Here is a 20722-nt window from a genome sequence, read left to right on the forward strand (position 1 = left end):
TCAAGAAAGTCAATCAGATATGGAAAATAATTCAAGGGTTTTTTAGTTGTGGAAGATAGTTATTCATTATATTAACTGTTTTTTTATAATGATAACGTAATGCATACCTAGGAGGTATGTTAAAATATGAATACAATAATAGGAGGTGGACAGTGTGGCTGACATTAAATACGAAATATTAGAGACCATCGGTGTATTATCTGAATCTCCAAAGGGGTGGACAAAGGAATTAAATTTGATTAGCTGGAATGGGCGGAATCCTAAATATGATTTAAGAGATTGGGCTCCAGATAAGGAAAAAATGGGGAAGGGAGTTACATTATCAAAAGAAGAACTGCAGCAATTAAAGGAGATTTTGCTAACAAAAGAAATCTCGTAAAAAGTTGGCCAATCATATCGAATGGAAGCTATTTCCCTACCGGTTATGTGAAGGGGTTTTTTGTTAATGAACGATTCAGAATTTTATTGACTTTTTTCGAAAGATTCATGTATAGTATCCCTACATGTAGCCGTTAAATAAGGAGAAATCAGCTATGAGAAAAATATTTACAGATGGAAAATTTTATACGTTTGATTCAGTTAAGCCTCAAGTAGAAGCTGTCGTAGTGGAAGATAATCGTTTCATTGATATGGGATCATCACACGAAATGATCATGCAGTGGGACAGCCCGGACACTGAAATTATCAAACTGAATGGCAAGACAGTGACACCTGGATTAATCGATAGTCACATGCATCTATCCGGAGTAGCCGGATCGTTTTTAAATTTAGATCTGACCGGACTGACATCGAAACAAAAGATGCTTGAAAAAATCCAAACAAAAGCAAACACCCTTCAAAAAGGGGAATGGCTAATCGGAAGAGGCTGGGATGAAAATCTGTTTACAGACGGAAAGATACCTACGATTGAGGAATTAGATCGCATTGCACCGCACGTTCCGCTTTTTTTACCTAGAGTTTGCAGCCATGCAGCTCTCGTGAATACAAAAGCGTTGGAAACGTGTCATTATCATCCATCGATTACCGTTCCAGAAGGCGGGACAATTGTGCTTGATGAGGATACGAAGCAGCCGACAGGTTTGTTGCTCGAGTCCGCATCAGACCTGATTAGGAATCATATTCCAGAACCTTCCTATGAAACAATAAAACTTGCGATGCGAAAAGGGATCCATTATGCAATGGAAAAAGGTTTGACAAGTGTACATACGAACGATCCGCTTTTTTTAGGCGGGCTTGAATCGACTTATCACGTGTATGATGAATTATTAAATCAGGAACAGTTAGGGTTGCGATGTAATTTATTAATCGATCATGTTTTCCTGAATGATTTGAAAGTAAAAGGAATGTACGCGGGCTATGGAAACGATACGTTACAAATAGGTGCAGTAAAAATCTTTGCAGATGGCGCACTGGGAAGAAGAACAGCTTTATTATCAAAGCCGTATAGTGATGCACCAGGTGTCTGTGGTGAAGCGATGCAGGATCAACAGTCCCTTTATCAGATTGTTCAGGCAGCACGTGATCTATCGATGCCTGTTGCTGTACATACGATTGGAGATCAGGCGCTAGAGAATGTGCTGGATATTTTGGATCAATTTCCAGCGGCCTCACATCGTGATCGTCTCGTTCATATTCAAATTTTAAGGAACGATTTGATAGAACGAATGGTGAACACGAATAGAATTGCAGATATTCAGCCAAGATTTGTAGTTGGTGACTTTCCTTGGGTAGAGGAGCGCCTTGGTGAGGAAAGAATTAAACTTTCCTATGCATGGAAGTCATTAATGCATGCAGGTGTCATCTGTGCTGGCGGTTCAGACGCTCCTGTAGAACCGGTTGATCCGCTACTTGGAATCCATGCAGCTGTCACGAGAAAGATTCCAGGCCAGGCACATGACGGATATATCCCCAAAGAAAAACTATCGATGACGGAAGCTTTTCAATTATTTACAGTGCTCGGTGCATACCCGACTAATGAGGAAATGAAGAAGGGTACAATTTCAAGGGGAAAACTTGCTGATATGACAGTTTACTCGAAAAATCCATTCCATATGGAAGATGCCGATGAATTATTAGAGACCGAAATTGAAATGACTATTATTGGCGGGAATATGATGTATCGGAAAGGATGAATTTGGAAAAAGCCACTTTTTCGTCTTGTTTTCAAGCGAAAAAGTGGCTTTTTACCATTTATTCTTTTGCTTTTAATATTGTTTTATCAAATTCTTCTGCCATTTCAGGAGTAATCTTGCCCATTAAACTTACGATAATGGTAATGATAAGATTGAATAGAAATCCTGGGAGAATTTCATAAAGATCAAATATTCCTCCTGATAAAAATTCACCCCAAATAATAACCGTTAACGCACCAACGATTATTCCCGCTAGTGCACCATTTCGAGTAATTCGCTTCCAGAATAATGATAATAAAATAATCGGACCAAAAGCAGCACCAAACCCAGCCCATGCATAGCTAACAAGATCAAGGACAGAGCTCTCAGGATTTATCGCAATCAGCGCTGCGATAATAGCAATCACGAGTGTGGCGATTCTTCCAACCCATACGAGTTCCCGGTCAGAAGCCTTTTTTCTGAAAATAGCTTTGTAAAAATCCTCAGCTACAGCGGATGATGATACAAGTAGTTGTGAGTCAATTGTACTCATAATCGATGAGAGGATTGCAGCAAGCAGGATCCCAGCTACTACCGGATGAAAGAGGATTTGTGAGAAAGCAATAAAAATTTTCTCGGAATCTGCAAGCATTTGTACACCGTTTTCCGACATAACATTAATCTCAAACGTTTCTAACACGGAAACATCCTGTGTATTTATAAAAGCAAGACCAATAAAACCTGTGAAAATGGCACCATACAGACCTAAAATCATCCAAGTTGTCCCAATAAAGCGAGCTTTTGGTACATCTTTTGGTGAGCGTAAAGCCATGAAGCGGACAATGATATGCGGCTGTCCAAAATAACCAAGCCCCCAGGCTAAAGAAGAAATGATTGCTAATACACCAACACCTTTTATCATATTCAGATGATCCGGATTAATTTGACCAACGGCTTGGACAGCTTCGTTCCAGCCTCCAATTTGGTTTAGCGCTACCAAAGGAACAACAATTAATGCAAGAAACATTAACGTACCTTGGATAAAATCTGTCCAGGCAACAGCAAGGAAACCACCAAGTAATGTATAAGAGACAACGACAATTGTTCCCACCCATAGTGCTGTTTGATACGAAAACCCAAATGATGCTTCAAACAGTTTAGCACCAGCAACCATTCCGGAAGAAGTATAAAAAGTAAAGAATAATAAAATGACTAATGCAGAAATCACACGAAGGATATTGGATTTATCTTTAAAGCGATTTCCTAAGAAGTCCGGAATTGTAATGGAATCACTAGCCACTTCTGTATATACTCTTAATCTTTTAGCAGTAAATTGCCAGTTCAAATATGCACCAGTTGCTAAGCCAATAGCCATCCAAGCTTCTGACAAGCCAAATGCGTAAATGGCTCCAGGAAGACCAAGTAATAACCACCCACTCATATCGGAGGCACCGGCACTTAAAGCGGCGACACCAGGCCCAAGTTTTCTCCCGCCAAGTACATAGTCAGATAAATCATTGGTTCGCCAGTACATAAATAGTCCAATGACGAGCATTCCAATTAAATAAACAAGAAATGTTACGAAGGTTGCAGTCCCCATTTAATGCCCCCCTTTTTCAGTAAATAAAGTAATGATGGAAAGGATAATTAAAATCGGCATCGGCACAAAAAGCCACAAAATGGTTCCTCCTGAAATAGCGTACTCCATATGTTCAGCTCCTTTCTATTATTCGTATTGTTCCCTTTACTTCTTATGAAGATTGTATGCTTCATAAAATGTTCCTATGTTGGGAAAATTTGCATAAGACAACGATATTATAAAAATATTAAATTTACAAATCATTCCCAATATTATTGACCTTCTTATGTGAAAGCGCTATAATACAGGGAACTTGTACCATTTTTAAAATAAAATGACTAGAGAGGGATACCCATGTTCACAATTAATGACTTAATAGAGGGATATGCAAATAAACAATATTCACCAGTTGAAATAACGCGTGCGTATATTGAGCGTGCCAAGCAAAACTCACATCTAAATGCATATATCACATTAACGGAAGATACAGCAATCGAACAAGCTAAAATCGCTGAAAAGCGCTGGCATTTAGGTGAGGCAGGGCGCTTGGAAGGAATACCACTATCTTATAAGGATAACTATCATACAAAAAATGTAGCGACTACAAGTGGCTCTAAGGTTGATGCAGATTTTGTTCCGGACGAACACTCGAATCTTGTTCAAACTTTAACAAATGAAGGGGCAGTGATGATAGGTAAGAACAACATGCATGAATTTGCTTTCGGAATTACGAATAACAACCCTTTTTACGGGCCGTCTCGTAATCCTTGGAATACGGATTTGATTTCAGGTGGTTCAAGTGGCGGATCTGCTGTATCTGTAGCTACAAATACCAGTATAGCCTCATTGGGAACGGACACAGGGGGATCAATTCGGATACCTTCAGCTTGTTGTGGCTTAGTCGGATTAAAACCTACCAATGACTTGCTTAGCAAATCAGGGATAACCTTATTATCCTGGAGTCTGGACCATGCAGGGCCTATCACACGTAATGTCTCTGATCTCATTGTGATGATGGAAGCGTTAGTCGGTAGAGAAATATCGGAAACGAAAATTCAATCGACAGATTTGCTCGGTTTAAAAGTAGGAGTACCTTCTAATTTCTTTACCGAACAAATTGAACAGGAAGTGTTAGATGCTTATCATCAAACATTGCAAAAGTTAGAGGAATTAGGTGCTGTTTTAGTCGAAGTAAAAGTGCCTGATGCAGAGGAGGCTTTAGCCTTAACATTTACCTTAGCAACCGGCGAAGCAGGATTTTTACACCGAGAACGAATGGAATCCCGCTTGGATAAATATGGAGAAGATGTTCGCCAAATATTACAATCAAGTCCTTCTCTTATTGCGCTAGATTATATGGAAGCATTGCATAGACAACAGGAGATTTCGAATAGTTTTGATGAATTAATGGAAGAAATTGATGTACTTGTTGCACCAACTTTACCTATTGCTCCAAAGCCAATCGGAAAAGAAATAGTTACGATTAACGGAGGAAATGAGCCAATTTTTAATTGCATGATTCGCTATACTTCTTATTTCAATTTAACAGGACATCCTGTTTTAGCTCTGCCGGTAGGGATAACTTCGGATAGCCAATTACCTGTTGGAGTGCAGTTGGCAGGCAATAAAAGAGATGAAGGGCAATTACTTAAAATTGCCAAAATCTTTGAAAGACATTATTTACATGATTTCTATAAACAGCGAGAAAAGGTATGCAATGCTTCAAAAGCAGATGAAGTTAATTCGTAAGCGGAAAATAAAAGAGGTTGCACGCAGCAATAACGAGTTTTCTTTACAGGCGTAAACGAAAAAATGCTAATATATAAAGAATGGAATGAAAATTTGAATGAACAATAGCAGGGAAATTTGCAAATCATTCCCCTGCTATTGTTCTGTGTTTTAGTAGTGAAATATCAAAGGAAAGAGAGACTAATCTCAGTTGGCTAAGAATGAAATGATAAAACTTTATTTCTCCATAAAGTTTTCCTTTTTTCTATAAACCATTCCTTCCATAGTTGCGATAAGATCATCTGAAGCATTATATACCTTCATTTCATAGGTTGCTATTTTAGGTGTTAATTTCGTTTCCTTTGCAATACAAATGATTTCCTCCCCCTTTTTTCCAGGGGCCAGATAAGACATGTTGACATTTAATCCTACAGCTGTTCTCCCGTGTGAATTACTTGCGACTGCAAAAGCATAATCTGCCAATGAGAAAATAGCTCCACCATTAGCAGCACCATTGAAATTCAGTAAATCTTTCGTAATCGGCATCTTTACTTTTGCATACCCTGCTTCACAATGTTCTAACATGATGTTTAAGTGGTTAGCAAATGGGTCCGATGTGAAAAAATCGATCATTTGCTTATCATTTGTTTTCGTTTCCATGTAAATTCTCCTAACGTGATGTAATTCTTGTATTAATAAAGAAGAGAGGGGGGGAGATTCTCTTCTTTATTTGTTTATTGTGTAATATGTTCTGTTCTTTGATCTACGACGCGTACCGCTTTCCCTTCTGATCTTGGTATCGATTTAGGTGGTAGAATCGTAACATCTACACTTACTAGACACTCATCCTTGATTGTAGATTGAATATAGTCTTTGAGATTACCAATATTCTCATGGTTGATATCTTGCTTGTATTGATGGAAAGTAGGTTCAGATAATTCAACCTGCAATTCAACTGCATCCATTGCTCCGTCTTTTTTAAGATGGATCTGGTAGTGTGGAGAAAGTGCTTTCATTTGTAGCAAGGATCTCTCCATTTCAAATGGGAAAACATTAACACCCCGAATAATCAGCATATCATCAATTCGGCCTTTAACACGAGACATGCGCACGGTTGTACGTCCACAATTACATTTTTTACGTGTAATCGTAGCAATATCTCCGGTCCTATACCTGATAACCGGAAAGGCTTCTTTCGTTAAACTTGTAAAAACGAGCTCTCCTTCCTCACCGTCAGGAACTGTTTCTAATGTGTCAGGGTCAATCACTTCAACGAAGAAATGGTCTTCCTGAATATGCAGACCGTCCTGTTCTTCGTGACATTCAATTGCGACACCTGGTCCGACAACTTCACTCAATCCGTAAATATCCACAGCCTTAATATCAAACTTTTCTTCCAATGTATTTCGCATCTCCTCAGACCAAGGTTCAGATCCAAATATACCATATTTTAAATTGGTCTTTCGTGGATCTTTTCCTTGTTCCTCCATTACCTCGGCGATATGAAGTGCATAGGAAGGAGTGGAACATATTACTTGTGGTTTCAAATCTTCTAGGAGCAAAATTTGCCGATTTGTATTTCCTCCTGATACCGGAACGGTAGTAATGCCTAGCTTCTCACCGCCATCATGTAATCCCAGTCCACCTGTGAATAAACCATATCCATAAGCATTGTGCATCACTTCGTTTTGGCTCCCGCCAGCAGCCGTAATGGATCTGGCAACAATCTCTGCCCAGTTGTCAATGTCATTTTCGGTATAGGCAACAACTGTAGGCTTCCCGCTTGTACCGGATGAAGCATGCAAGCGGATAATATCTTCCATCGGAGTGGCAAAGAGACCGTATGGATAATGATCTCTTAAATCCGATTTTACAGTAAAAGGTAGTTTTTTAATATCTTCTATTGATTTAATATCGTTTGGTTTTAGATGTAATTCATCAAATTTTTTCTTATAAAATTCTACATTTTGATAGACTCGTTCCACTGTTTCTTGCAGGCGACTTAACTGTAAAGTATCCATTTCATTTCTTTCTAGTGTTTCTATTTCTTTATTAAAAATCAAACTGATTCCTCCTTTAGGTTGAAAGAATGATTGACGTAAAAACGTCTACTTCCTGCTATTTATTCTTCCATTATTGGGAATTATATCCATTGTGATTATCTGATTTTGTAGCAAGCATATAATATAACAGATTAATCAATAACGTGATATTTTCGTTATCATTTATAATAGCGCTTACATATCAGAAAGTCAATATAAGTATGAAAATTATAATAATTATCAACTGAGTTCTATGGACAAATGAAAGGTATGAAAACCCATATACTCTATTAAACTGCTTTCGTTGATGCTATACTTTTTGTAGACGCAGAAATATATATCGCAAAAGTTGCAGGAGGATTTCATGGTTAAATTAACGGAGACTAAAATTAAGGAAAGCGCACTAACACTTTTTATAAAGAAAGGCTATGCAGGCACCTCTCTTACGGATATTGGAAAAGAAGTGGGAATAAAAAAGCAATCCATCTATACGCATTTTAAAAGTAAAGAAGATTTATTTTTACAAGTAATGAACCAGGTGATTCAAGAGGAAATAGCCTTTTTAAACGATTATTTTACCAATCAAAAACATGTATCACTTCACGACATTTTATATCATTTTATCAAAAAACTAAAAGAGCGATTCATATCTGATGGAGAAGAAAATATTAAATTTTTACTTCGAATGATGTTCATTCCGCCAAATCGTATTAAGGAAACGGTAATATCTAAAGCTCTTACCTATTACGATCAGTTAAAGAATCACATCGAACATACTTTTCATCTGCATAAAGATGTTATAAACGTTTCTGTTGAAGCTGGGAAAATTTCCTTTTTAAATTTGTTTGATGGGTTATTGGTTGAACTTATATATATCAATATAAGAAATTTTGAGAAAAGGTTTCAAATTTCTTGGAACATTTATTGGCAAGGAATAAAAAAGTAAATTATTACTTGCAAAAGTTCTGATAATTTTGTACAATAACTTACGAACGGTCGGAAGTTATTGTGCAAATAATCTCATTGAGGAGGATTGGTTCTATAAATCATCATTTTATTGAAAGTTAATTTTTTTTACAACGATTGTAAGCGGTAACAATAATGTAAATTATTTGGATTAAAAATATTTTCTTAGAAGGTGAATGGAATGGAACAATCATATCAGTTATTTGTCGATGGGGAATGGATGGATTCGATTTCTAAAGAAACGTTTAAATCGTATAATCCTGCTACTGGCGAGGTAAATGCTGTTGTAGCAAAGGGAGGAAAAGAAGATATTGATTTAGCAGTGAAAGCAGCTAGAAAAGCTTTCCAGTCCGGCCCGTGGGCTGAAATGGCCCCTAGTGACAGAGGCCGTCTATTAAATAAGGTAGCACAGGAATTGTGGAAGAAAGCTGACTACTTAGCGGAAGTGGAAACAAAAGACAATGGACTTCCAATTAATGAAAATAAGATGATTGCAATGCCTTCCATGATTGATGTTTTAGAGTTTTACGCTGGGCTTGCAAATAAAGTACAAGGAGAGACGTTAGCGTCACCTCCCGGAAGATTTAATTATACGTTGAAGGAACCACTTGGAGTTGTTGGTGCAATTATTCCTTGGAATTTCCCGTTGATGTTAGCGATGTGGAAGATTGCCCCAGCTTTAGCTGCAGGAAATACGATTGTACTAAAACCTGCTGAACAAACACCGATCAGTCTGTTGGAAATGGTGAAGATTTTCAAGGAAGCAGGGATTCCTGATGGAGTCATTAACGTTGTTCCAGGGTATGGAAGTGACGCGGGGAATGCATTATCTTCGCATCCAGATGTTGATAAAGTTGCATTTACAGGGTCAACATCTACAGGGAAAATTATCATGCAGGCGGCCAGTAAAAATCTAAAACCGGTAAGTTTAGAACTTGGAGGAAAAAATCCGAATATTGTATTTGACGATGCAAATATCGAAAATGCGGTGAATGGCTCGATGTTTGGTATTTACTTTGGTCAGGGGCAAGTCTGTGCATCCGGCTCCAGATTGTATGTACAAGAAAGTATTTATGAACAATTTATGGAAGCTTTTATCGATAAAACACAGAAAATCAAAGTTGGAAATCCTTTAGATCCTACTACTCATATGGGGCCACAAGTTTCCAAGCAGCAGCTAGAGCGAATTGAACATTTCGTAAAAACAGGGGTGGATCAGGGAGCAAAACTTGTCATTGGTGGAGAAAGAGCAAAAGTTGACAATGGAAACTTCTTCACTCCAACTGTTTTTGAAAACGTTTCAAGCGATATGACAATTGCCAAGGAAGAAATTTTTGGGCCTGTATTATCTGTTATCAAATTTAAGGATGAAGAAGATGCATTGCAAAAAGCGAATGATACACTGTACGGCCTAACTTCCGGTATATGGACGGAGAATCTAAAGCGAGCGCACCGAATGGTAAAAGGTTTACAATCAGGCACCGTATATGTCAATACATTCAGTATGCTTGATAGTGTTGCTCCTTTTGGAGGTACAAAGCAAAGTGGATTTGGAAGAGAACTGGGGATCCAGGCATTGGATATGTATACACAAACCAAAAATGTTTGGATGGACCTTAATGATGAACATCTCAATTGGTATGGCGTGTAGTCATTTCTCAAAAAAGAGAAACTTGTTTCTATAATAAAAAATGGAGGTTTTACGCATGGCAGTAAAAGCAAATGTACAGAAATTATCTGAACTGGACAAAAAACACTTTTTACATCCTTTAACACCACCAAAAATGCAATATGAGCAAGGACCACCAATTATTGTATCTGAGGGTAATGGCATTTATATAAAAGATGAGAACGGTGATACGTATATTGATGGAATGTCGATGCTATGGAACGTAAACTTAGGTCATGGTCAGGAAGAATTGGCAGAAGCAGCAAAAGAACAAATGAAAAAATTAGCGTTTAGCTCGTCATTTAATGGTTATTCTCATGAGCCAGTCGTCCGCTTGTCTGAAAAAATTGCTTCGCTTACACCTGGAGATTTGAATGTTGTATTCTATACATCTGGGGGTTCTGAAGCCAATGATACAGCATTTAAACTAGCTAGGTACTACTGGAAATGTAAAGGACAGCCAAATCGTAATAAGGTGATTAGCCTAAAGCGTGGATACCACGGGGTTGCAGTAGGGTCTACAAGTGCTACAGGAATGCCGGAATTTAATAATTTAGTGAGTTCAAAAGCTCCGGATTACATTCACGCTGAGCCGCATCTTTTAGAATGTGAACGTGGAGATAAGAATGCTGAGCATTACGATAAGAGTGTAAGAGGTATTATTGAAAAAGAAGGGGCAGAAAACATAGCGGCAATTATACTAGAGCCAATCATGGGTGCAGGTGGCGTATTTACTCCGCCTGAAGGTTATCTGCAAGCACTTCGTGATCTTTGTGATGAACATGGTATTTTAATGATTACAGATGAAGTCATTTGTGGCTTTGGTCGTACAGGGAAAAAATTTGGCGTAGATAACTGGAATGTTGTACCTGACATGATGACAATTGCAAAAGGAATTACAAGTGGTTATATTCCTTTGGGCGGTGTCGTCATGCGAGAGAAGATTCGTGATGCACTGATTCAAACGGATGACGTTTTCTTCCATGGATTTACTTATAGTGGACATCCAACTTCCTGTGCTGTAGCATTAAAAAATCTTGAAATTATTGAACGTGACAACATTCTCGATAACGTGAAGAATATGGAGCAAGTATTTAAAGCGGAGCTACAGAAACTGGAAGACAAACATCCACATGTAACAAAGACAAGAGCGATGGGTCTGCTTGGCGCGTTTGAATTATACGCAGATCGTGACAAAGAAGAACCTTTTGCACCCGAAATGGGAGCCGCTTTCCAAGTGGTAGATGAGTGTTTCAAACGTAATTTAATTTTACGATTTATTGACTGGGAAGGTTCCAATATTGTAGCTGTAGCACCACCATTAATTATAAATAAACAAGAAATTGAAGAAATTTTTAAAATCATTGATGAGCACTCACGGCATTTGAAAATAACTTGAACTAAGTTTTTAACGTACATCAACGATATAGCTAGGAAGGTAGACGGTATTCATTTAAAGAAATAAGCATTTCTAAAAACGAATGAATCATACGTTTACTTTCCTGGCTTTTTTGTAGTTAAAGTTCCAATATATTCGTTTGTGTTATTAAAGATCGAAGTGAAAGGAAAATATGCCTATAATTGACGGAATATTGTGAATATAAAGTACTGAAATCTACAGTTGCGATATTTCTATTAATGATAGAAAAGAGAAGCTGTAGGTAGCAATAAGAAATAAAATTATGCTAGATCAGAAAACGAAATTATAAGTGAACTTTTAATTCCCATATTTAGAATAACGATAAATTTTTTTAGGAGGTTTATCATGCAAACTGAAAAAGTTTTATCAGGTGGCATTAACCCTAAATCTAGTAAAACAGGAGGAGAACTTGGAAAGGTATTAAAAACGAAAGACTTAGTCATTTTTGGTTTGGTTTTTATGGCTCCTGTATCAGCGCAAACATTGTTTGGTGAATTATCTGTACTGTCACAAGGTCATGCAGTTTTATCTTATCTGTTTGCTTTAGTTGCTATGCTTTTTACTGCATCAAGTTACGGTGTAATGGCAGGAACATTTCCAAAAGCAGGTTCAACTTATAGTTACACTTCTCAAGCTATCCACCCCTATGTTGGATTTGTTGCTGGTTGGGCAATTCTTTTAGATTATTTAGTGATGCCAATATTACTCACTAAATTAAGTGCAACTTTTCTAATGGAATTACTACCATTTATTCCTTTGTGGTTCATGTTGCTGTTATTTCTTATTCCAATTACGGTTTTTAATTATTATGGAACAAAACTTACTGCCCGTGTTAATCTATTTATGACAGTAGCGATGCTTCTAAGTTTAGTGCTATTTATCGGATTTGCGATTAAAAATTTAGTATCTGATGGTGGCGCAGGTGCAATTTTTTCATTTCAAGGAGTGATTAATTCGAATACATTTTCTTCTGGGGTTGTTTTATCAGGTGCATCCATTGCAGTATTATCCTATCTAGGTTTTGATGCAGTAACGACGATGGCAGAGGATTCAAAAGTAACAGGCAAAATGGTGGGAACTGCAGCTGTTATCTCCCTATTGTTTGCATCATTTTTTTATATCTTACAAGTTTATTTTGCAACTTTAGTAATGCCAGATTTCACTTCATTTGGTTCACAAGATACAGCTTTTTTTGAAATAGCAACACTAGTTGGCGGAAGTGCATTAGCAACGATATGTACGCTAATCATTGCAGTCTCGGGCATTTCAACTGGACTTGCAGGGCAATCTGCCGGTTCTAGAATTTTATTTGGAATGGGACGTGATAAAGTATTACCCAAATTTTTCGCTCATGTACATGAAAAATATAAAACGCCAAGTAATAGTATCATCATTTTGGCTATACTCGGTTATGTTGGAGCATTATTTTTACCATTAGATTTTATATTTAGTATTATGGTTTTTGGGGCGTTAACTGGTTTTATGTGCGTAAACTTATCTGTTGTCGTTGAATTTTTCTTCAAAAGAAAAATAAGGCAAGGGTCTAAGCTGTTTTTACATTTCATATTTCCTGCATTTGGAATTTTAATTTGCGGGTTTATTATGATCAATATGGATGTAATAGGTTTAATTGCTGGGGTCACTTGGATAGCGATTGGTACGACTTTACTAATTGCTAGAATCAAATACTTTAAGGTAAATGAAAATCTAGACTGGAGTTAATTGTTCATAAACACATACACCGATATCAATAGAGATCTCACCAGATAGCGTGGTAATTAGAAAAAATTTTTTCATGTTCGTATAGAGGTTTAATGCAGGTGAAAAGAAAAAACGATATCCTTAGAAGGAAAATTAATGAGATTTGTATGGGATGCAATCGACTCGACCATCTGAAATAATGATAAAATATCGGGGGAAGCAGAAGGTATATTATTGAACACGAAGTAACACTAGTGATGTCAACGAGGTATTCGACAATTTGACTAAATTTAAAATAAATAGGGATACTGATGTTTTTAAAAGATTAGTATCTCCCTCTTTCTTTATTTTAACCCTCTATCGAATTACTTTTTTAAGAGGTAGATATTTATTGTGTTTTTCACTCACCCGGGGAGGAAAAACAAGTGTCTATTGATGTATAATGATAAATAAATTAGAAAAAGGAGAAGTGAGAGATGAAATTGAAAACGCAAACACCAACGGTATACCCAATTATAGTTCCAACTTCATCAAGCTTAAAATCCTTTAACTTTTATCTTGTCAAGACAAAACAAGCTTTGATTCTTGTTGATACTGGTGTAAATGTTGATAAGTGCTGGAATTATCTTATGAATGTTCTTGAGGATAACGGATTTAGCCTAAATGATATTGATAAAATCATACTTACGCATAATCATAATGATCACATTGGTCTGGTTAATCGCATAAGGTCCCACAACCCTATTCCTGTATATGCACATCGGGATGCGATGCTCCGTTTAAAAAGAGATGAGGCTTTCCTGAAGAAGCGTATTGCATTTTTCCAAACGCTTTATAATGAGATGGGATGTGGGGATAGAGGGGAAAAACAAATTGAAAAATTAAACAAGGCACTAAAAAAGAATAAATCTCAAATAATAGAAGGTGAAATTCTTCCATTAGTAGAGGGAGATGAAATAGATGGTTTTCGGGTAATTGAAACTCCAGGGCATGCCCCGGACCACATTGTGCTATTGCACGAAGACAGTGGTTTATTACTTGCAGGGGATCACTTGATTCAGCATGTATCGAGTAATGCGCTGATAGAGCCTGATAAACAAGGTGAGAAAATATCCTCTCTATTGCAATATGAGCATTCGCTCAAGAAACTAAAAGATTACTCTTTGTCAATTGCTTATCCTGGACATGGGGAGATCGTAAAAAATCCACTTCAACTTATTGACAAAAGAATAGAGGGAATAGAGAAAAAATCAGAGAAGCTGAATAACATTGTTACTGATCAATCGTTGACAGCGGCGGAAATCGCCAAAATTTATTATCAGGAAAAATATGGAAGTGAATTTTCACTTGTCATGTCCGAGATAATTGGACATCTTGATCGATTAGAGTCATACAACCGAGTTACGAAGGAAAAGCAAGATGGAATTTTCTACTATTATACGAGAGAAACGAACTGATTCGGAATAATCCCGAATCAGTTCGTTTCTTGCATTTCATACAGCCTCTCGATCAATTCATCCAATATCTCCGGTGTTTCTTCAAAAGCATTTTTGATATGCAATCGTTCCGTCCGTTTGTGTGCATCCTTTCCAAACGGTCCAATATTTAGGACTGGGGCGTTTAGCTGCTTCATTTCTTGAAAAGGGATTGTATAGCTTTCTCCCCATACTGGTGTGTTTTCTTCAAATGAAATCCAGCCCTCATTCAAGTCGCTGTAATTCACATAACTAAGATCACAAATCCCATTGAAATAATGAATTCTTTCAATAGGTAAACGAAATCGGTGCATTGCCATTTCTTTCACAAATTCGATGCATGTTTCAGTCAATTGATTCGTGCTTGAGTTAACAGCTGGATAATATGGTGGTGCATACAATATAATGATGGCTGGTGCTAATTCTTGACATTGAATCATTAATTGATCAGTGATTCGAAGACTTTTCTCCCGCTCATCCCACGTTTTATTAAACTGAATATCTGCTTTGACTGATTCAATATAAGAAGCTCCAAATTTATCTCGCGCATGCTTTAATAAATCTTTATACTGGATGACTTTAACCTTGCTAGTAGGGTCAACTTTATTGTCTAAACAGACCTTCGTATAAGCTTGATTGCATCGATTTGCGGCTTTTTGTGCCGCTTGTTCAAATAGATGAAATACATCTTGAGCTGTTTGTTTCATTAAAAAAACATTATAAAGGGCTGCGGATCGGTATGGCGTTTGTGTAGAATATTCCAGTCTTAAATCTTTTTGCTGTAATGTTACTGGAAGCGGCGTTCTTTCGTTTAAATCCGTTTCCTGAAAATGATGATTCCACTCTACCTCCTGCGTTAAAAAGGAAGCGATGTAAGGGGATGTTAGTCCTCTTAATGGTTCTCCAGCGTGTGTTTCTTTCCCGTAAAAAAGTGCTGCAGGCATAATCTTACCAATGGTTCCAGAATAAATATAATGATGATGAGCATTAGGATCTTGAGAAAAAACGGGTTCACTATTTAGAAATAATTGGTAATTGAGACCGTGTTCGTTTTTTAATTCTAGCAATGTTGGCACGGCATGTCGCATCCCTGAAGAATTAACTTCCTCATCAGGAACGGTTAATAATAAAAGGTTAATCGGCCATTCCTCTATGCTCGCCTTTTCAATTAAACGCATATGTAATGCTAATCCCATTTTCATGTCCATGGTTCCTCTGCCAAATAAATAGTTGCCTGTCTTCAAATCGTGAAGTACATCCTGTGGTAATTCATTTTGTCGTTCCGCTAATACCTTTGTTAATTCCTCTGGTAAAGTAGCCAGTGGTTCAAAATCCCCGTATTCCTCTGTACTTACTGTATCGAAGTGGCTTATCAAACAAATTGTTTTCTTAGCGTCCGGATGTTTATATAAGGCGGTTAAAAAATGTCTTCTTAAATCTGCAGGATGTAAACGGAGTAATTCCGGATGCTTTTGAAAATAAGCAAGTCTCTGTAATTTTGCATGTAATTTCATTGGGAATTGGCGTTCCCCCTCAGATAAAGTAATGCTCTTCCAACTGACAAGTTCGCAAAGCAATTTTCGCAGGTCGCTCGGTTTTTCCCATCTTATTTTACTCAATTTAACTACCTCCACTCGCTGATTTACTGAATATCTCTTTCACCATAGAAAAAATGTTATCTTCCGGATTTGAAAATTCGAAATTCAATTGACATTCTGAATAGCAATCTATATTATAAGTTTAACCGCTTTCATATTACAAAAATAGGGGGATAGTAAAAAAATCGTTTTATAAGGAACAAGTATCGTGCAATGATATCGATATCTTCACAAAATTATAACACCTAGGGGGTACATGTATGAAACGCAATAAATATATCATAAATTTCATGGTTTTGATTGCATTATCTATTATATTAGCCGCTTGTGGAAATGATTCGGAAAAAACAGAAGGTAAAGCATCAGGCGGAGATGGGGATTCCATTGTTATTAAAGTTGGTCATATTGCACCAGAAGAACATTCTTATACAAAGGGCCTAGAAGAATTTGCTAAACGTGTGGAAGAAAAAACAGATGGACAGGTCACTTTTGATATGCATGGTAATGGGCAACTTGGTGGTGAACGAGAGGTAGTTGAGCAAGTTCAACTTGGTACGCTTGATATGACAATGGTTACAGCAGGTCCTTTAACTAACTTTGTTCCGGAATTCGCTGTACTTGAAATGCCGTTTTTATTTAGAGATATCGATCATGTTTATGCAACGCTTGACGGGGAAGTTGGGGATGAATTGATGGAAAAAATAGATGAGCAGGGTTTTAAAACGCTTGGCCTATGGGAAAATGGATTCCGTCATCTAACAAACGACAAAAAGCCGATTACATCTCCAAAAGATACGAAAGGAATGAAGATCCGTACGATAGAAAACGATCTTTATATTGATACGTATAAGGCAATTGGTGCCGATCCGACACCGATCGCTTTCCCTGAAACATATACATCGCTTCAGCAAGGGGTTGTAGATGGGATGGATGCTTCCTATGGTGTATTCCATTCTACAAAACTTTATGAAGTTCAAGGGCACCTAAGTGAAGTGGACATGCATTATGCAGCAGCACCGGTAATTATAAATCAGGGCGTTTTTGAAGGCTATCCGGAGGATGTGCAGAAAGTTTTAATGGAGACAGGTAAAGAAATGACGGATGTTCAGCGTGAAATTAATCAGGAAATGGAACAAGAACAAAAAGAAGAATTGAAAGAGCAAGGAGTAGAAATTGTCGAAAAGAGCGATGTAGACATGGAAGCATTTGAGAAAACGCTACAGCCAGTTTATGACAAATATGAATCTGAATTCGGCGATCTTGTAGAACGTATTAAAGCTGTTGAGTAAAAATAAACAAGGTTCCATCAACGTGGAACCTTATTAAATTTCCTAAATCAATAGTAACTTAAAATAGCAAAAAACAGAAAGTGTGAGCAGAATGTGGAAAAAATTCATGGATAGGCTCAATATGACAACAGAATGGCTAACAGCTTTATTTCTTGCTGTGATGGTGCTATTAATCTTTATACAAATCGTATCTAGATTATTTTTTTCTGTATCTTTCTCTTGGACAGAGGAAGTCGCTCGTTATTTAATGATCTGGTCAACCTTTCTCGGGGCTTCCTTTGCATTCAAATACGGAGCACATATCGGAGTTGAGGTGTTTGTAAGGAAGATGCCAAGGATCATCAAGAACATTGTCCAGATTATCGCATCCCTTGCTTCTTTAGCGTTTTTCGTTATCCTGATTTCGATGGGGTGGGAGATTATTGGCTTGTCGATGGTGCAAACGTCACCAGCACTAGATATACCGATGGGCTACGTATATATAATTTTTCCAATAAGCGGTGTATTAATGATTCTTAATTTAATTGATGTAACAATCAAATCTATCTTACACAATGAAAATGATGTTACAAATGAAGTGCCGATGGACTAAGGGGGGATTTCAATGGCCACTTTGCTTTTTATTTTGCTACTTGTATTGATCGTCATTAATGTTCCAATTGCAATTGCACTTGGACTGGCAACCATCGTTGTATTTATTGTTGCTGGAAATGTCCCGCTCGTTATTTTACCGCAAAAAATGTTTGCAGCACTTGATTCATTTCCGCTGATGGCTGCTCCGTTCTTTATCTTGGCTGGAAAACTAATGGAACATGGCGGAATTAGTGAACGTCTCATCGGATTTGCGCAAAGTTTAGTCGGCCAGTTTAAAGGCGGTCTGGCCCATGTTTCGATTGTGGCATGCGTATTTTTTGCAGCAATTTCCGGATCTGCCAACGCAACTACTGCAGCCATTGGAAGCATCATGATTCCAGCAATGGTAAAAGCGGGATATGATCGAAACTTTGCTACAGCTATCCAAGCAGCTGGGGGTACCACGGGAATAGTCATTCCTCCAAGTGTACCACTTGTCCTTTACGGTGTGTCTGCAAGTGTTTCCATCAGCAGCCTTTTTATAGCAGGGATCGTACCGGGGATTCTTTTAGGTGTATCCCTTATGATTGTTGCGTATATCGTTTCTTCTGTTAAAGGGTATGGAAAAGGAGCAGAAAAAACAAACATCAAACGTATTGTGAAAGCATTTAAAGAGTCTATTTTAGCTTTATTCATGCCAATTATTATTCTTGGCGGTATTTACGGAGGATTTTTTACACCAACGGAGGCTTCTGTTGTAGCGGTTGTATACGGATTTATTGTTGGTTGGTTTGTTTATAAAAAGATAAATCTAAAAATTTTACGTAAGATCCTTGTGTCTTCATCTGTTACAACTTCGGTTATTTTATTTATTATTGCAACTGCAGCGTTATTTGGGATGCTCTTGACACGAGAAAATGTTCCGCAAAACATTGCCAATATGTTCCTAGAAGCAGATTTATCACCGTTTGTTATTTTACTTTTACTAAACCTATTTCTGCTAGTGGTAGGGACATTTATGGAAACAATTGCGTCGATTATTATTTTAACCCCGATTTTGCTTCCGGTTGCAACCAGCATTGGCGTGGATCCGACCCACTTTGGAATTATTATGATTACAAATCTTGCCATTGGGTTAATTACACCGCCGGTTGGTGTAGCACTATTTGTTGGTGCCCAGGTTGGAAATGCCAGGTATGAAGGAGTTGTCAAGGCAATTCTGCCATTTTTATTTATGATGATTGTCGATGTGCTCTTAATTACATTTATACCAGGCTTAACGTTGGTAAACATTATGGATAAATAGATTGTTATCATGCAAAAGAAGTAGCAGGAGGATTTGGAGGAGCAGTACATTTCAAATAGTCCCTCTGCTATTTTTTTGGCTTTATTAGTGGGCTGTCAAGGGGATGAGCGACCAATATTGGAAAAAGGTTTTCATTCTACATCTCAGTACATAAAACAACGATTGATCATACTTGGATCTAGAATGAAAACGAATTTTTAATTGTGTATTGCCTACTAGGAGGATTAAGCCTGATGAATCAATAAAAAGCAGCATGCGAAAAACCTTATGCTTTCACACCCTTAAAACAAAATCAAGGTAAGAGAATGACCGCTTTTTTGCCTGTTTTTTATTACCCGGGAAATATATATCGAAATCTGCATTTTTTTGTTTGTTGTTGTTCGTCTAGCTTTTTGCTAATAAAATAATTAATCTACTCGATTTGCATCAACATATTGACTTATTATGTTTCGATCATGTGGTTTGGTTAGATAGCTGAAAGCGACAAATACAATGATATTGGCAATCAAACAAGAATACCTGCATGGATATCAAATGGAGTATTTGGATGAATCAATTGAAGTATATATTTACTAAAAAACTTGTTAATAAGCCAGCAATAACTCCTGCTGATGTAGCTCTTCTCCAGTAAAGAACACGGTAAACTCCAGGGACAAACTGAACGATTGATCCATAGGCACTGCTAAGAGTGCAATAAGTCCTTTTCCTCCAAACACTGCTACTAGATAAGCTAATGCCCCTATTACAATGACTGCGCCGCACATGGACCATGAAACAATAATCATTAATACCTGTTTATTGTATCTTATTTAGACTATTCTGAAATAGGGAAAACCACATAAGAGATAAAACTTAAATTATTGTAAATAGTTTGACAAATTAACAGATTTACGGGTAAACTATTGGTACGATGATTAAAAGACCTGCGGTAGTATGAATTTATCATTGTGTAAAAACATGGATGGATGAAAACTATAGACACTTGTTGATTCAAGACCAATTCGCAATTCAGTCACGGATTTCCCTTGAGAAACATATAGGATTTCATCTCTTAATGTGGTGGCGCCAGGTAAATCGTTATTTACGGTGAAGGAATTTTACCTTGCATTGAAAGCCGCCCTAGAGCTACTAACATCTAGGTTCAAAAATCAAGGTGCACAGCCTGCGTGTAGGAAGACCAAGGCGCACACTGGGAAACAGTCTTTTTATGCGGTTCAATCCGCAAGGGGGAAAAGAATTGTCCCAAATGATCCTAAGACCATTAT

16 protein-coding genes and 1 pseudogene are annotated in these 20722 nt (G+C 37.4%); 11 read left to right on the forward strand and 6 right to left on the reverse strand.

The genetic code is table 11. The annotated features are described in order from the left end of the window. The first annotated feature begins 154 nt into the window (after positions 1 to 154). Together GZ63_RS0109255 and GZ63_RS0109260 are read left to right on the forward strand one after the other, a co-directional pair. A complete protein-coding gene (locus GZ63_RS0109255) occupies positions 155 to 379 on the forward strand; it encodes a YdbC family protein (RefSeq protein ID WP_029268866.1) in 225 nt (74 codons plus the stop codon). A gap of 154 nt (positions 380 to 533) precedes the next feature. Further along, positions 534 to 2132, forward strand: coding sequence for an amidohydrolase (locus GZ63_RS0109260; protein WP_029268867.1), 1599 nt, complete (start codon positions 534 to 536; stop codon positions 2130 to 2132). A gap of 58 nt (positions 2133 to 2190) precedes the next feature. Here the strand turns inward: GZ63_RS0109260 and putP are convergent, their stop codons facing one another. Then, the gene (gene putP / locus GZ63_RS0109265) at positions 2191 to 3711 is read right to left on the reverse strand and encodes a sodium/proline symporter PutP (protein ID WP_029268869.1); all 1521 of its coding nucleotides are present in this window, start codon (positions 3709 to 3711) and stop codon (positions 2191 to 2193) included. Between the two features lie 333 nt (positions 3712 to 4044). Here putP and GZ63_RS0109275 point away from each other — a divergent pair, with 333 nt between their 5' ends. Then, the gene (locus tag GZ63_RS0109275; RefSeq protein ID WP_029268871.1) at positions 4045 to 5439 is read left to right on the forward strand and encodes an amidase; all 1395 of its coding nucleotides are present in this window, start codon (positions 4045 to 4047) and stop codon (positions 5437 to 5439) included. A gap of 216 nt (positions 5440 to 5655) precedes the next feature. Here the strand turns inward: GZ63_RS0109275 and GZ63_RS0109280 are convergent, their stop codons facing one another. Together GZ63_RS0109280 and GZ63_RS0109285 are read right to left on the reverse strand one after the other, a co-directional pair. Further along, positions 5656 to 6078 carry a PaaI family thioesterase gene (locus GZ63_RS0109280; RefSeq protein ID WP_051681442.1) on the reverse strand — a complete coding sequence of 141 codons (423 nt, stop codon included), beginning with the start codon at positions 6076 to 6078 and terminating at the stop codon, positions 5656 to 5658. A 74-nt stretch (positions 6079 to 6152) separates the two neighbouring features. Next, positions 6153 to 7478: a phenylacetate--CoA ligase family protein gene (locus tag GZ63_RS0109285; protein ID WP_198020928.1), complete on the reverse strand. Its 1326-nt coding sequence runs from the start codon at positions 7476 to 7478 to the stop codon at positions 6153 to 6155. A gap of 346 nt (positions 7479 to 7824) precedes the next feature. Here GZ63_RS0109285 and GZ63_RS0109290 point away from each other — a divergent pair, with 346 nt between their 5' ends. The 5 genes from GZ63_RS0109290 to GZ63_RS0109310 all read left to right on the forward strand — a co-directional run bounded on the left by GZ63_RS0109290 (position 7825) and on the right by GZ63_RS0109310 (position 14673). Next, positions 7825 to 8406 carry a TetR/AcrR family transcriptional regulator gene (locus tag GZ63_RS0109290; protein WP_029268877.1) on the forward strand — a complete coding sequence of 194 codons (582 nt, stop codon included), beginning with the start codon at positions 7825 to 7827 and terminating at the stop codon, positions 8404 to 8406. A gap of 201 nt (positions 8407 to 8607) precedes the next feature. Then, complete coding sequence (locus GZ63_RS0109295) at positions 8608 to 10077, forward strand: aldehyde dehydrogenase family protein (protein WP_029268879.1); 1470 nt, start codon at positions 8608 to 8610, stop codon at positions 10075 to 10077. 55 nt (positions 10078 to 10132) lie between these two features. After that, positions 10133 to 11494, forward strand: a complete 1362-nt coding sequence (locus GZ63_RS0109300; protein ID WP_029268881.1) for an aminotransferase family protein — start codon at positions 10133 to 10135, stop codon at positions 11492 to 11494. Between the two features lie 366 nt (positions 11495 to 11860). Then, on the forward strand, positions 11861 to 13237 hold the full coding sequence (locus tag GZ63_RS0109305; RefSeq protein ID WP_051681443.1) for an APC family permease: 1377 nt from the start codon (positions 11861 to 11863) through the stop codon (positions 13235 to 13237). A 455-nt stretch (positions 13238 to 13692) separates the two neighbouring features. Further along, positions 13693 to 14673 (forward strand): MBL fold metallo-hydrolase, encoded by a 981-nt coding sequence (locus tag GZ63_RS0109310; protein ID WP_029268885.1) that lies wholly within the window; start codon positions 13693 to 13695, stop codon positions 14671 to 14673. Between the two features lie 17 nt (positions 14674 to 14690). On the opposite strand, the gene GZ63_RS0109315 is transcribed toward GZ63_RS0109310, so the two are convergent. Continuing rightward, a complete protein-coding gene (locus tag GZ63_RS0109315) occupies positions 14691 to 16310 on the reverse strand; it encodes a M20/M25/M40 family metallo-hydrolase (protein ID WP_029268887.1) in 1620 nt (539 codons plus the stop codon). 239 nt (positions 16311 to 16549) lie between these two features. Here GZ63_RS0109315 and GZ63_RS0109320 point away from each other — a divergent pair, with 239 nt between their 5' ends. From GZ63_RS0109320 to GZ63_RS0109330, 3 genes are all read left to right on the forward strand, one after another. Next, entirely contained in the window at positions 16550 to 17578 is a 1029-nt protein-coding gene (locus GZ63_RS0109320) for a DctP family TRAP transporter solute-binding subunit (RefSeq protein WP_029268889.1), read from the forward strand. 121 nt (positions 17579 to 17699) lie between these two features. Then, complete coding sequence (locus tag GZ63_RS0109325; protein WP_198020927.1) at positions 17700 to 18170, forward strand: TRAP transporter small permease; 471 nt, start codon at positions 17700 to 17702, stop codon at positions 18168 to 18170. A gap of 12 nt (positions 18171 to 18182) precedes the next feature. Further along, positions 18183 to 19457 carry a TRAP transporter large permease gene (locus tag GZ63_RS0109330; protein WP_029268893.1) on the forward strand — a complete coding sequence of 425 codons (1275 nt, stop codon included), beginning with the start codon at positions 18183 to 18185 and terminating at the stop codon, positions 19455 to 19457. A 584-nt stretch (positions 19458 to 20041) separates the two neighbouring features. On the opposite strand, the gene GZ63_RS18120 is transcribed toward GZ63_RS0109330, so the two are convergent. After that, positions 20042 to 20242 carry a hypothetical protein gene (locus tag GZ63_RS18120; protein WP_029268895.1) on the reverse strand — a complete coding sequence of 67 codons (201 nt, stop codon included), beginning with the start codon at positions 20240 to 20242 and terminating at the stop codon, positions 20042 to 20044. Positions 20243 to 20395: 153 nt separating this feature from the next. Then, a pseudogene (locus GZ63_RS18830) lies at positions 20396 to 20554 on the reverse strand (IS110 family transposase); the annotation flags it as partial. Between the last annotated feature and the right edge of the window lie 168 nt (positions 20555 to 20722).

This window comes from Virgibacillus alimentarius, from assembly GCF_000709085.1.
Taxonomy (GTDB): Bacteria; Bacillota; Bacilli; order Bacillales; family Amphibacillaceae; genus Virgibacillus_B; species Virgibacillus_B alimentarius.

Excerpts from the sequence above, each read along its gene's own strand:
- GZ63_RS0109300 (WP_029268881.1), top strand. The coding sequence starts at position 10,133 with ATGGCAGTAAAAGCAAATGTACAGAAATTATCTGAACTGGACAAAAAA.
- putP (WP_029268869.1), bottom strand. The coding sequence starts at position 3,711 with ATGGGGACTGCAACCTTCGTAACATTTCTTGTTTATTTAATTGGAATG.
- GZ63_RS0109320 (WP_029268889.1), top strand. The coding sequence starts at position 16,550 with ATGAAACGCAATAAATATATCATAAATTTCATGGTTTTGATTGCATTA.
- GZ63_RS0109295 (WP_029268879.1), top strand. The coding sequence starts at position 8,608 with ATGGAACAATCATATCAGTTATTTGTCGATGGGGAATGGATGGATTCG.
- GZ63_RS0109330 (WP_029268893.1), top strand. The coding sequence starts at position 18,183 with ATGGCCACTTTGCTTTTTATTTTGCTACTTGTATTGATCGTCATTAAT.
- GZ63_RS0109260 (WP_029268867.1), top strand. The coding sequence starts at position 534 with ATGAGAAAAATATTTACAGATGGAAAATTTTATACGTTTGATTCAGTT.
- GZ63_RS0109325 (WP_198020927.1), top strand. The coding sequence starts at position 17,700 with ATGACAACAGAATGGCTAACAGCTTTATTTCTTGCTGTGATGGTGCTA.
- GZ63_RS0109290 (WP_029268877.1), top strand. The coding sequence starts at position 7,825 with ATGGTTAAATTAACGGAGACTAAAATTAAGGAAAGCGCACTAACACTT.
- GZ63_RS0109275 (WP_029268871.1), top strand. The coding sequence starts at position 4,045 with ATGTTCACAATTAATGACTTAATAGAGGGATATGCAAATAAACAATAT.
- GZ63_RS18120 (WP_029268895.1), bottom strand. The coding sequence starts at position 20,242 with ATGATTATTGTTTCATGGTCCATGTGCGGCGCAGTCATTGTAATAGGG.
- GZ63_RS0109310 (WP_029268885.1), top strand. The coding sequence starts at position 13,693 with ATGAAATTGAAAACGCAAACACCAACGGTATACCCAATTATAGTTCCA.
- GZ63_RS0109280 (WP_051681442.1), bottom strand. The coding sequence starts at position 6,078 with ATGGAAACGAAAACAAATGATAAGCAAATGATCGATTTTTTCACATCG.
- GZ63_RS0109305 (WP_051681443.1), top strand. The coding sequence starts at position 11,861 with ATGCAAACTGAAAAAGTTTTATCAGGTGGCATTAACCCTAAATCTAGT.